The following is a 12,129-nucleotide window of genomic DNA, read 5'->3' as shown; positions in this document are numbered from 1 at the left end:
CCATCCCCTCGACGCGATCGGGCACCACCCGCATCCCGCCCGCACCCTGGCCCACCGTCACAGCAACCGGCTCCGGCTCCGGCTCCGGCTCCGGCTCCGGCTCCGGCTCCGGCTCCGGCTCCGGCGACACGATGCCCGGCGGTCGCCGTCCACCGTCGGTGGCCTCAAACCATTGCCCGAACACCACCTCGGCGGCTTCCAACCGGGCCACCTCCAGCTCGAGTTCGCCCAGCTCCTTGCGCAGCAGTTCGGCACGTTTCGCCAGCTAAAGCCGCCGCTCGATCGTCCACGTCAGTACGTCCGTCATGAACATTCCTCCCGACGCGGAACCTACGCAGCAGCCCCCGAACCTCACGCCAGAACCCGCGAGAACGCCCACGCCAGACGATCTCGTGCTAATGATCAGGCCACCTGTCAGCGTGAGGACCTCACCGGCGCATCACACCAGCTCCGCTGAACTGCGGAAACGAGCATGGCGCAGCCTCACTGAAGGTTGGGCACTGCTCGGATGCCTTGTGGTCGCGGAGGCCATCTGCCGGTAGGAGTCCGGCGATCATCAGCGGGTCGCGTTCGACGTTCCTTCTGTCAGCGCAGGCGCGAGAGCCGCCACTCGGCCTCGACGCGGACTCCCTGATCCGTATCGGACGTCAGTGCTTGGAGCTGTTGAATGAGCTCGGAGGCCTCGTTGTCGGTCGTCCAGCGTGGGTCGCTGTCAAGTTCCGCGCTGAGCTGGTCAGCGGTTCCAACGTCGGTCGCTCGGGAGAGGGCTGCGAGAACAGCCCGCAGACCAGCAAGATCCCGGCGCTCCAAGAGGGACACGGCCGTCTCCGAGGTCACGCCGGTGTCCTGGGCATCGAGCAGAAGGCGCTGGAGGACATCGGCGACTGCCTCGATCTTCGTGGCTGTTGCCAGACGCCGGCCTGCTGTGGCTCTGACGGCCCATGAGGAAGATTCCGCCTCCGCGATTGCATCGCCCAGCTCCTGATCACCGAACAGTTCCATGCCACCAGAGTGCCAGCAGGTTCCTTGCTTTGAGCTGGGGTTTTCCGTTGGTGAGCAGGGAAGCGTCGAGCCGCAACCGGTCAATGGGCGGTTGAAGAGAGCGTTTCCCGAGGCTCAGTGGCAGAGAGCACCTGCCTCGTGCGGTCGCGGAGTTCAGCTCGCCAGCGGATCCCTCTCTGCTGGCAGGTGCCCGAACACCACTTGCGCGTGGGAACTGGCTTGCGGTGGGCCATGGAAGTTCCGCAGGCTCCACATTCCTGCTGGTCAGATCGCCGGGCGAGTTCCTCGTCAAAGCACTGGTCCGAGCACCAGGGGTTGGGCCTGAGTGGCTGGTAGCTGCTGCGGCAGCCTCGGCAGGTCGGTGGGCTGGGGTACTTCGGCGGGGATTGGCGTTGGTCGCCGCTGATCATCAACTGCGCACGGGCCCGAAACTCGATGTTCCAGCGGGAGGCTCGGCCTCGGCATGGGCCCGAGCACCAGATGCGGCCTGTGACCGGCTTGCGGCGGGCCATCGAGGCACCGCAGCAGCCGCATTCCTGCAGTTCAGCGCGCTTCAGTATCTCCTGCTCCAGGCAGCGGCGAGAGCACCAGGGGTTGATCATGAGTGGTCGGTAGCGGCGCTCGCAGCCTCTGCGGCTCCTCGTTCCGAAGGGTCCGGCCGTCTCCGGTGCAGCCGATTCGATCTCGGCATCCGTTTCCTCGAACGGGATCGCGGCTGCAAACGGGGAGGTTTGTTGTCCGCGCAATTCCTGGGTTCTGCAGTCGATCGAGCACCAGTCTCGGGGGCGACCGTCGGCTCGAGGCAGGAGTATTTTCCGACAACGGCGGCAGGTCGTGGTCGGCGGCAGCGGGCTGCGGGTCCAATGGGCGATCCTGGCGCTGCAGCGTCGCGAGCACGCCTTTCGCTTTGTGGCGCTGTTCATCGGTCCTTCGCAGACGGGGCAGAGGCCGACAAGTTCTTCCTCGTCGGCGGGCCCGGCGTCGCCCTTGGACTTCGATGGCCGAGGCAGTGGTTCACCGCGCTGGCGGAACTGGAACGCGACCCGCCGGCAGTGCGATGAGCACATGTGGCGGCGCTGTCCGAGCCGGATCTTCATCGCTTGTCCACAGATGCGGCGACACAGGGGACTTTCTTCCAGTCTGCCGCTGGGATGCGTCGGCGGTATCGCTTTTGTCGGCAGGACCTGGAGCAGGTGAGTGGCTTGACGCCGAAGCTCGCCATAGGCCGCATAGGGGCGCCGCATTCCTCGCAGGGGATGGTCTCCAGGAGTTGCCGCAGTTCGACCGGATCGCGTCCAGCGGCTGCGGCGATGCGGTCCCAGCTCGGACTGCCGCGGTGCAAGGGCGGCTGGGCGAGGTATTTCCGCAGGTAGGCGGGTGGAAGGTAGTTGGCTTGGGCGAGCCGGGTGATGAACGTTCCGGCCCCTTCACCGCTTTTCGGACGGACCTGGAACGGCAGTCGGGCGACGGGGCCGTACTCGCTCGGCGAAGTCACCGGCCAGTGTCCGGGCGCTTGCGGCGAGAGGCGATGTCCAGGTCGACAGCCAGCAGGCCCGCTTTGTTGATCTTCTCGGTGCGGCCGAGGATGGCGTCGACGGCGGCTCCGCGGATCTGGTGGGAGAGAGTGCCGATCATGCCGCCGGTGCGGGTATGGATGAAGCGGTCCAGGCGGGTCAGGGTGCCGCGCTTGTGCTCGTGCAGCACGAGGTTGGCCTCCATCTGAGCAACCAGCGCCTTCCACTCGGTGTTGTAGGGGAAGGAGTGGGTGGCCATCGGGGTGAAACGGGCAGCGATCTGGTCTCCCCGGGTGCCAGACATCAGACTGCCGTCCTCGATGTCGATGCCCGCGTAGGCGAAAGTCGCCGGTATGCGCTCGGAGAAGTACTTCAGCGTGTCCGAGGCCTCCGCTCCGTGGCGGGTCATCAGGGAGATGTTGTGGATCTCGTCCACCAGGATCAGTCCGGTCCGGGCCCTGGTGCAGACGCCGACGACCGCCTCGGTGAGGTCGGTGATGTTCGAACTCCGCAGGACCGGCAGACCCAGGAAGCGAGCGAACTCGGCGGCGATCATCCGGGGAGTCGCGGCGGGCGGGACGGTGATGTAGATGACCGGGATGCGGTCGTCCTGTCCCGGGTGCCGGCGGCGGTCCTGCAACTCATGGGCCAGGCCGAGCTGGGTAAGAGCGATCGTTTTGCCGGTGTTGGCGGGGCCGGAGACGAGCAGACCGCGGCGAGCGCTGATCGCCCCGCGGTTGAGGATGATCAGGCGGCGCCCGCAGGTGACGGTGGAGCGGACCGTGGAGGTGGCGACCACCTGGAGGCGGGCATGGTGGTCGAGTCGGTCGTCGTCGTAGGCGTCCTGGCCTTCCGTCTCCAGTGCGTCGTACTCGGCCTTCGTCAGCACGGCCATGGGCTCGCTCAGGGAAGCACCGACGAACTCACGCCAGCCGGGCAGGGTGGTCAGCTGCCGCCCGAAGTCGTCGTCCGGATCCTCGGCGGGCAGCGTGGTCACGAGCGCCCCCAGGGGTCTTCGAGCGGATTGAACAACCCCAGCGGGATCACCTCGGCAAGATCGCCGTCCTCGGCGGGTACTTCGACCTCAGGTTCCTGCGGAGCTTCCGGTGGCTGGGAGGGAACGACCGGCGGAGCGGCCTTCGTCCGGGCGGCGACCTGCCGCTCGGCCTTGATCGCCTTCGCCGACCTGGCCTTCCGGTCCTTCTTCGTGGCCGGCCGGTCGGGGCCGGCGTGCGCGCGGGTCAGCAGGTCGGCGACGGCCTGGGTGATTTCTTCCTCGGTGGCCTTGGGCAGTTGGTGGCTGACGTGGTCCCAGGCCAGGTCACCGAAGGGGACCGGGGCCCGTTTCATGTACTTCCAGGTTGCCTGGACCCAACTGCCATCGCCGCGGTGGTCGCGTACCCAGACATAGGAGACGTCGTAGGGGTCGCGGTGGACCTCCCAGAGCCCCCGCTTCGCGGTGACACCGGAGTCGCGCAGGCACACCGGCCCCAGCTCGGGACTGTCGTAGGTGCGGTTGTTGATCCGGATCCCATAGGTGTTGACGGCCCGCCACGCTGCCGGCAGCAGTTCCACGTAGTCCTGGCCGCTGAGCGCGACCGGGACGTAGCCGCATGCCTCGACCAGGGCTGCGTACTTCTGGTTCGGCGTGAACAGCTGTCCGGGATGGTCGGGGTCGCGGAGGCCCTCGTGTGGGCGGTTCTGCCACTTCGCGACGACCCATTCGTCCAGCAGGTCCTGCAATTCGGGCAGCGACCACAGGTTCTCGCGCTCGGGGTGCCGCCCGCGGTTGTCGGTGTTGCGGCCGGTGTATCCCGTCAGGAACTGGGCGAACATCGTGGCCACCGAGCCCAGCATCTTCTCGATGTGCCCCTTCTGGAACGGCGAGCCCTTGTGGGTGGGCTGGAAGTCGATCTCCAGGAACCGGCAGGAGGACCGGAAGTTCCGGGAGATGAACACCTTGCCGTGGTCGCAGACGATCATCTCCGGGACGATGACCGGCTTGGCCGCCGCGTGCTCAAGGCGTTCGTCCAGGGACAGCAGCCTGCGGTGCGGCAGCACCGAACGGGACATCTTCAGCGCGTCGACCCAGCCCGGCCGCATCAGCTCAGGGGTGACAGTGCGGGCCAGCAGTAGGCTCGCGTCCACCGACTTCGTCGTCGGCCGCAGAACCGCGGCGGACAGCGTCCTGGTCGCGACGTCGATCATGCCGGTGAGTTCGACCTTGCCGACGACCCCGTTGTCGAGGCGGACCAGCACGTCCATCGGGGTGGAGTCCATCTGCATGACCTCGCCGGGAGCCGACACCGTCAGCTCTCCGAACGGGGCCGCCGCCCCATGGGCCTTGGACCGGCGCGTGACCGCCGAGCCAGTCGCGTGGGTGCCTTTCGTCAACTTCGCCAGCAGCCGGTAGAGGGTCCGCCGGGCCGGCAGTTCGATCGGCTCACCGCCCGATTCCCGCAGGATCTCCCCGGTCCGCCAGATCAGATAGGCCCCGTTGCGAGTCGAGGTGTCGACACCCTCCTTGATCGCCTTTCGCATCGCCGCGACCACGGACTCGGGCACCGAGCCGAACTCCGCGCGCTTGCGGACCGGGCGGCGGTCGGCCAGGCCGACCAGGCCTTGTTCCTGGTAGCGCAGGCGCCGACCAGCGATCGTCTTGTCCGCGACGGAGTGACCGGCGACCGCCAGCTCGGCTGCTTTCACCCGCTGCCGCGACGTTACTGTTGAGCCCGGCCCGTAACCTGGCCGCGGTTGCGAACCGGGCTCCGCGTCCGGCGCGAGGCCGTTTATGACTTCCAGGATGTGCCCCTCCCACCACAAGGCCTGCTTCACCACCTCGGGCGGGAACGCCTCCAGCAACCCGACTGCGGGCAGCGGCATCCGTTCGGCCTGGAACAAGACCTCGAAATCGGCCGCCTCGAACAGGTCGATCAAGGCGACCACCCGGTGCGGAGTCTCCTCGTCCTCCACCACCGCTGCCTGGGGGGTGACCTCGAGAACCCCCCCTGACCTGGCCTTCGAAGCGGACCTTGTGACCGACCGCCAAGGCCGGCGGACGCCTCAACCCGCTCATTTGCTTCCCTCCGTCCAGACCAGGCTGTCGGTCTGCATCAAGCCGCCCTCCAAGTCCGTTTCCAACGCGCCGGACCACAGCAGATGGAACAGCACCGGCAGGACCTGCAACCGGTCCCCGACCAGACCGGCGCCCTCCCATAGACCCCTCGGCTGGTGGAAGACATCCAGGAGCCGGTCGGCCACCGCTTGGGGCCGGCCGCAGCGCGTGCGCCGGTAGCGGGCCAGCCAGCGGACGTTCGCCATAAACACCGGATCGGGCCGTCCGACCCAGGAGAACTCCCAGCCCACCGCCCCGCACGCGCGCTCGGTCGCGGTAAAGGAATCCCGCGTTTCTTCGTCCATGTCGTCCTCGGCACGAACGTCGACCACACGGGCCCGCCCGTCAGCGAGCCGGGCGAAGTAGTCGGGAGCGTGCCGGCGCTTGCGGACCCCGTCGTGCCAGTGAAGCCAGAATGGCTGCGAGGCGATAGCCGTGACCTGCGGATCCCGGTCCAGGAGGACCAGTCGGTCCCTCTCTAGCCACGATTCGTAACCAACTTGACTTCCTCCCCCTCGTGAACGAGGGGGATTCCTACGGCTCGCGCCGTGGGGGTTTCTGCTTCGTCGCCGACTGCCCGCCCGGAGAACTCCGTTGAGGTCTTACACCGGCTCCACAGACAGACACGGCCAGCCCGGCCGCCAGAAGGTTCTTCGCCGCGTTCACGTCCCGGTCGTGGGTCGTGCCGCAGTCGCATGTCCAGGTGCGGACGTGCAGCGGCATCTTCTTCCGCAAGGTGCCGCAGGCGGAGCACAACTTGGAGGAGGGGAAGAAGCGGTCGACCGCGATCACTTCCCGCCCGTACCAGGTGGCCTTGTACTCCAGCATGGAGCGGAACTCGCTCCAGCTCGCGTCCGAAATGGCCCGGGCGAGCATGTGGTTCTTGACCATGTTGCGCACGGTCAGATCCTCGATCACGATCGTTTGGTTCTCACGAACGAGCCGAGTGGTCAGCTTGTGCAGGCCGTCTCGCCTGCGGTCGGTGATCCGGGCGTAGATCTTCGCGACCCTGATCCGGGCCTTGCGCCGGTTGACTCCGTCGCCCCTGGCCTTCTTCGCCAGAGCCCGCTGGGCCTTGGCGAGACGGGTACGGTCGCGGCGTTCGTGCCTCGGGTTGGTGATCTTCTCGCCGGTGGAGAGGGTCAGAAGGTGCTCCAGGCCGACGTCGACGCCGACCGCCGTATCGGCGGCGGGCAACGGCTTCACGGTCGGGTCCTCGCACAGCATCGACACGAACCAGCGCCCGGCCGCGTCCTGCGACACGGTCACCGTGGAGGGCGTCGCCCCCTCGGGGAGCGGACGGGACCACACGAGGTCCAGCGGCTCGGCCATTTTCGCCAGCGTCAGCTTCCCCTCGCGGAAGCGGAAACCACTGGTGGTGTACTCGGCGGACCTGCGGGACTTCTTCCGGCTCTTGAAGCGGGGGTACTGGGACCGCTTGCCGAAGAAATGGGTGAACGCGCTCTGCAGGTGGCGCAGCGTCTGCTGCAGCGGCACGGAGGACACGTCGTTGAGGTAGGCGAGTTCCTCGGTCTTCTTCCACGCGGTCAGCATCGCCGAGGTGGCGTTGTAGTTGATCCGCTCCTGTCGCGCCCATGCCTCGGTACGGGCGGCGAGGGCCAGGTTGTAGACCTTGCGCACGCAGCCGAACGTGCGCGACAGCTCGGCCGCCTGCGCATCGGTCGGATGGAAGCGGTACTTGAACGCCCGCTTCACATACGTCGAGGTCACGCTCACAAACTAGCGTCACTGCGACTTAAGCTCAAATCCGCGGGTCAGAGCACTGCAATCCGCCCTGACGGCGCATCGCAGCCCGTTGCCCTGCTCCGCAGGAACTTCGTTTCCTCCCCCGGCTGAAGCCGGGGGTATCCACGAAGGAGGCCAGATGATCTCGCACGGTCACCGAGTAGTACCAGCCTGCGAAGCCCCGGCCGTACTTGCGCCAGCTGAACTCTCGGATCGGCTCCACTGCCTCGAACCGAACGTCCCAGCCGGTCTGTAGGAGGCGGCGTCTACGCACCCCGTTAACAGAAAAGTCCAGCTCAAAGCCCGCGAGCACAGCCTGATCGACTGTACGGACAGGTGCCCCCACCGCGTCCCCTACCTGACAAATTCCCCATCGACGCAACTTCGCTGTCACAAACTAGCGTTGGCTCAACTTCACTGGCAAACGGCCCATCATCGCTGTCGCAGGTCAGACCGCTCTGTCTCGTAGCCACGCGGGGCGCGGGCGGGAACCGACGGCGCCACCGCTGACAGCGCAGTGGCCCCTGAGAGGATCGGCGCATGGCCGACTCCCCTCTGCGTATCAACGCCCTCATCGTCGATGCCACTGCCCCCGAGCGGCTCGCCGCGTTCTGGTCCGAGCTGCTCGGCCGCCCGGTCGTGGGCCGCACGGGGCCCTACGTGTGGATACGACGCGAGAACGGTTTGGGTCTGGGTTTCCAGCGGACCAGCGAGCCCAAGTCGGGCAAGAACCGCATGCACTTCGACATCACCTCACCCGACCCGGCTGCGGAGCAACAGCGGGTCGAGGCACTCGGCGGGCATCGGCTGAAGGAGTACGCGGACGGCGGTTTCCTGGTGATGGCCGACCCGGAGGGCAATGAGTTCTGCATCATCCCCGAGGGCCCCTTCGAGCTCGACGACGAGGGGCGGACGGACTACCTCGTCCCCTCGACGCCGCCCTCCGGCCCCGAGGCGGCCTCGGCTCCTTGACCGTCGGCCACCGGATCAACGCCAAGGGTCCGGTCCGGTGTCTTCGGATTGGCCTTGGCCTGCGGTTCCGCCCAAGCCCTACCGTCGGGGGATGCGCATTCGAATCGTCGACGCCTTCACCGACCGGCCCTTCGCCGGCAACCCCGCCGGAGTTCTGCTCCTGGACACGGACGCGTTCCCGGACGACGGCTGGCTCCAGAACGTCGCCCTGGAGGTCAACCACGCCGAGACCGCCTTCGCGCACCCGCTGTCCGGGAGCGGGGACGCCGACTGGGCGCTGCGCTGGTTCACCCCCGCCGCCGAGGTCGCCATGTGCGGCCACGCGACCCTCGCCACCGCACACGTCCTGCACACCACGGGCTCCCACAAGGGCCCCGTCCGGTTCGCCACCCGCAGTGGCGTCCTCGTCGCGGCGCCGGCCGAGGACGGCTCCGTGACCCTGGACTTCCCCACGGCCCCACTCACCCCGCTCACCCTTCCCGAAGGGTTCGCCGAAACGCTGGGGGCCGAGCCGCTCACGGCCTTCGACACCGGTCCGAACGTCGGCGACCTGCTGGTCGAGGTCTCCGACGAGCGGACGGTCCGTGCCCTGCGGCCCGACCTCAAGACCCTCGGTGCCCACTCCCGGCGTGGCGTCATCGCCACCGCACGCGCACAGGATCCGTCCCGGGGCTACGACTTCGTCTCACGCTGCTTCTTTCCGAACGTCGGCATCGACGAGGACCCCGTGACCGGCAGCGCCCACACCGCGCTGGCCCCCTACTGGTCCGAGCGCCTGGGTCGCACCGCCCTCACCGGCCTCCAGGCCTCACCCCGCTCGGGCCGCATCCGTACGGAACTGCGCGGCGAGCGCACCCTGCTGAGCGGACGGGCGGTGACCGTCATCGAAGGCGAGCTGCTGAGTGCCGCACTGCCGAGCGGCGGGGCCCTGAGCCGCAGCTGGCCAAAGGGCTGAGCCGACTCCTGGGACGAAGGGGGCGTGCGGTGCCATCGCATGCCCCCTTCCCGAATCGGTTCACGCCGTGGGCAGCCAGCCCACCTTGCCCGCGAGCAGTGCGTACCCCACGAACGCCCCGACGTCGAGCAGCGTATGCGCGACCACCAGGGGCCCCACCCGCCCCCAGCGGCGGTAGAGGTGGACGAAGACCACACCCATGACCATGTTGCCGATGAACCCGCCGATGCCCTGGTAGAGGTGGTACGAGCCGCGCAGTACCGAACTGGCCGCCATCGCGGCGCCCGGCGACCAGCCCAACTGCTCCAGCCGGCGCAGCAGGTAGGCGAGGACGATGACCTCTTCGAGGATCGAGTTCTGCATCGCCGAGAGGATCAGCACCGGGAACTTCCACCACACCTCGGGCAGCGCCTCGGGCACTACGGTGAGGTTGAAGCCCAGGCCGCGCATGGCCAGGTAGAAAGCGATGCCGCTGCTGCCGATGGCCGCCGCGACCGCCGCTCCGCGGCCGAGGTCGGACCAGGGCCGGGTGCGGTCGAAGCCGAGGGTGCGCAGCCCCACGCCCTCGCGGATCAGGAAGTGGGCGACGAGCGCGACGGGTACCAGCGCGCTGGTGATCCCGAAGAGCTGCCAGGCCAGGTCGAGCCAGGGACGGCCCGGTGCCGCCGAGCCGTTGAGGGTGGCCGCCTGGTCCTTCAGGCCGCCCGGCCGGGTGACCGAGCCGACGAAACTGATCAGCGCGGACACCGCGCTCGCGCCGAGCGACACCGCCAGCACGAGCAGCGTCTCGTCGCGGAGCGTCTTCCGTGTGAGCCGCCGCCGAGGATACGCATCGGCCTCCGGGCCCGCCTCCGCCTGCACACCTGCCTCCAGATCACCGATCCGTCCGATCGGTTCAGTATGAAGGCACCGGCCGAGCACCCGGCGGGCGGTCCGCGCCCGGCGGCTCCGTGCCCTCCCCGCGGCCGACCGTGCCGTCGGCGGCCTCCGGGCGGCCGTCCCTCCGGCTGCCCGGGGCACGTCCGCCCGCTCGCCCGGAGGGTCAGCCCGTGGGCACCGGCTCCGGCAGCCCGACGGGCCAGGCGTGTACCGGATCGCCCCGCAGCATCAGCTCACGGTAGCGCCGGGTGGTGGCTGCCAGTGCAGCCTCCCGGGACAGGCCCCCGTCCAGCGCCCGGTGGAAGGTCGCGGCCTGCCAGCTCGCGCCGTTCTGCCGGCGTCGGCAGCGCTCCTCGATCACGCCGAGGTACAGGTCCCGGTCCGCGGGTTCGATGCCCCACGCGTCCAGTCCCGCCTCGGCCAGCGGCAGCAGTTCGTCGCGTACGAGGGTGACCGCGTCCACCTCGGCCATACCCCCGTAACGCCCGCGCCGGGGCCAGGTGAAGCGGGCGTCGATGCCGTGCCTGCAGGCGGCGTCGAAGTTGGCGGCGGCGGCCTCGAAGGGAAGCCGGGTCCACACGGGGCGGCTGTCCTCCGCGAGGGCCCGGACGAGGCCGTAGTAGAACGCCGCGTTGGCGACCACGTCGACGACGGTGGGGCCGGCGGGCAGGACCCGGTTCTCCACCCGTAGGTGGGGCACGCCGTCGGCGACGTCGTAGACCGGGCGGTTCCAGCGGTAGACCGTGCCGTTGTGCAGGACGAGTTCCGCGAGCGAAGGGGTGCCGCCCCGGTCCATCACGTCGAGCGGGTCCTCGTCGTCGCAGATCGGCAGGAGTGCGGGGTAGTAGCGCAGATTCTCCTCGAAGAGGTCGAACGCCGAGCCGACCCAGCGCTCGCCGAACCAGGTGCGCGGCCGCACTCCCTGCGCCTGGAGCTCGGGCGGACGGGTATCGGTGGACTGCTGGAACAGCGGTGGCCTGGACTCGCGCCACAGTTCACGGCCGAACAGGAAGGGGGAGTTGGCGCCGACGGCGATCTGGGCGGCGGCAACCGCCTGGGCCGCGTTCCACACGTCGGCGAAGCGGGCCGGGGTGACCTGGAGATGCAGTTGTACCGAGGTGCAGGCAGCCTCCGGCGCGATGGACTTGGAGGTACAACTGAGGCGTTCCACCCCCTCGATGTCGAGGCTGAAGTCCTCCCCGCGAGCGGCCACGATCTGCTCGTTGAGCAGGGTGTAGCGATCGACGGCAGAGAGATTCGAGGAGACCAGGTCGTCGCGGTCCAGCGTCGGCAGAATCCCGATCATCAAGATTCCGGCGCCCACTTCGGCGGCTTTCCGGTCCGCGTACGCGAGGGAGGTACGAAGTTCCTCGGCGAGCCGGTCGAATACCCGACCATCCAAACGGTGTGGAGCTATGTTGACTTCCAGGTTGAACATGGCGAGTTCTGTTTGGAAGTCGCGGCTCGCAATCCGCTCGAGGACTTGTCCATTCAACATTTTGGGCATCCCGTCGGCGCCCGTGAGATTCAATTCGATCTCCAGCCCCATGAGGTTCCTGGGCCGGTCGAACCGCTTCTCCGCCAGGAGCCGCTCCAAACCCGTCAGGCACCTGCGGAGCTTGTCGCGGTAGCGCTGACGATCGGACAGGTCGAGCCCGCCTGCCACGACCTTCTCCCCCATCGAAGCCTCCCTCCTCCTCGAATGGGCGGTCCGATGATCGGCCGCCGGGTCCCGGTCCACAGTGGAGGATGCCCAGCGGATGCGATCGATAACGCCCCGGAGCGACCTGTTGCCCGCTACGCTGATCGAAGGTGACCAGTGGCACATTCACGCGGCATGGCCGACACATGGCCGACAGTGCGCGTGACAAGGCGACGGCGAACTCGTGAAAAACGCCGACGACAATAGGCCTACCACTGCGCGGCCATTTATCGAGGTCATCGCC

Annotated in this window: 8 protein-coding genes and 2 pseudogenes; 2 read left to right on the top strand and 8 right to left on the bottom strand. The window is 68.2% G+C overall.

Translation table 11 applies throughout. The features are described from left to right. The 6 genes and pseudogenes from ACFYQA_RS35485 to ACFYQA_RS35460 all read right to left on the bottom strand — a co-directional run. Positions 1–202: pseudogene (locus ACFYQA_RS35485) on the bottom strand (hypothetical protein); the annotation flags it as partial. A 383-nt stretch (positions 203–585) separates the two neighbouring features. Further along, the gene (locus ACFYQA_RS35480; protein WP_388926984.1) at positions 586–1,002 is read right to left on the bottom strand and encodes a hypothetical protein; all 417 of its coding nucleotides are present in this window, start codon (positions 1,000–1,002) and stop codon (positions 586–588) included. A 1,491-nt stretch (positions 1,003–2,493) separates the two neighbouring features. Next, positions 2,494–3,513, bottom strand: coding sequence for a TniB family NTP-binding protein (locus ACFYQA_RS35475; protein ID WP_388926981.1), 1,020 nt, complete (start codon positions 3,511–3,513; stop codon positions 2,494–2,496). Further along, positions 3,510–5,489, bottom strand: coding sequence for a Mu transposase C-terminal domain-containing protein (locus ACFYQA_RS35470; protein ID WP_388926978.1), 1,980 nt, complete (start codon positions 5,487–5,489; stop codon positions 3,510–3,512). The genes ACFYQA_RS35475 and ACFYQA_RS35470 overlap by 4 nt, the downstream gene beginning before the upstream one ends. A 99-nt stretch (positions 5,490–5,588) precedes the next feature. Continuing rightward, positions 5,589–6,131 (bottom strand): annotated as a pseudogene (locus ACFYQA_RS35465) (TnsA-like heteromeric transposase endonuclease subunit); the annotation flags it as partial. A 34-nt stretch (positions 6,132–6,165) separates the two neighbouring features. Continuing rightward, positions 6,166–7,362: an RNA-guided endonuclease InsQ/TnpB family protein gene (locus ACFYQA_RS35460; protein WP_388926975.1), complete on the bottom strand. Its 1,197-nt coding sequence runs from the start codon at positions 7,360–7,362 to the stop codon at positions 6,166–6,168. Between the two features lie 555 nt (positions 7,363–7,917). Here ACFYQA_RS35460 and ACFYQA_RS35455 point away from each other — a divergent pair. Beyond that, the gene (locus ACFYQA_RS35455) at positions 7,918–8,349 is read left to right on the top strand and encodes a VOC family protein (protein ID WP_388926972.1); all 432 of its coding nucleotides are present in this window, start codon (positions 7,918–7,920) and stop codon (positions 8,347–8,349) included. Positions 8,350–8,440: 91 nt separating this feature from the next. Further along, positions 8,441–9,304: a PhzF family phenazine biosynthesis protein gene (locus ACFYQA_RS35450; protein WP_388926969.1), complete on the top strand. Its 864-nt coding sequence runs from the start codon at positions 8,441–8,443 to the stop codon at positions 9,302–9,304. 60 nt (positions 9,305–9,364) lie between these two features. Here the strand turns inward: ACFYQA_RS35450 and ACFYQA_RS35445 are convergent, their stop codons facing one another. Together ACFYQA_RS35445 and ACFYQA_RS35440 are read right to left on the bottom strand one after the other, a co-directional pair. Continuing rightward, a complete protein-coding gene (locus ACFYQA_RS35445; RefSeq protein ID WP_388926966.1) occupies positions 9,365–10,165 on the bottom strand; it encodes a CPBP family intramembrane glutamic endopeptidase in 801 nt (266 codons plus the stop codon). A 181-nt stretch (positions 10,166–10,346) separates the two neighbouring features. Next, positions 10,347–11,864 (bottom strand): glutamate--cysteine ligase, encoded by a 1,518-nt coding sequence (locus ACFYQA_RS35440; RefSeq protein ID WP_388926963.1) that lies wholly within the window; start codon positions 11,862–11,864, stop codon positions 10,347–10,349. Positions 11,865–12,129 lie beyond the last annotated feature (265 nt).

It is taken from the genome of Streptomyces sp. NPDC005774 (genome assembly GCF_042871645.1).
GTDB classification, from domain to species: domain Bacteria; phylum Actinomycetota; class Actinomycetes; order Streptomycetales; family Streptomycetaceae; genus Streptomyces; species Streptomyces pratens.
Note: the sequence above shows the minus strand (reverse complement) of the source record. Positions and strands in the feature narration are given on the sequence as shown.

What these genes read in the sequence shown, in the direction of transcription:
- ACFYQA_RS35480 (WP_388926984.1), bottom strand. Translation starts at nt 1,002, where the DNA reads ATGGAACTGTTCGGTGATCAGGAGCTGGGCGATGCAATCGCGGAGGCG.
- ACFYQA_RS35455 (WP_388926972.1), top strand. Translation starts at nt 7,918, where the DNA reads ATGGCCGACTCCCCTCTGCGTATCAACGCCCTCATCGTCGATGCCACT.
- ACFYQA_RS35450 (WP_388926969.1), top strand. Translation starts at nt 8,441, where the DNA reads ATGCGCATTCGAATCGTCGACGCCTTCACCGACCGGCCCTTCGCCGGC.
- ACFYQA_RS35440 (WP_388926963.1), bottom strand. Translation starts at nt 11,864, where the DNA reads ATGGGGGAGAAGGTCGTGGCAGGCGGGCTCGACCTGTCCGATCGTCAG.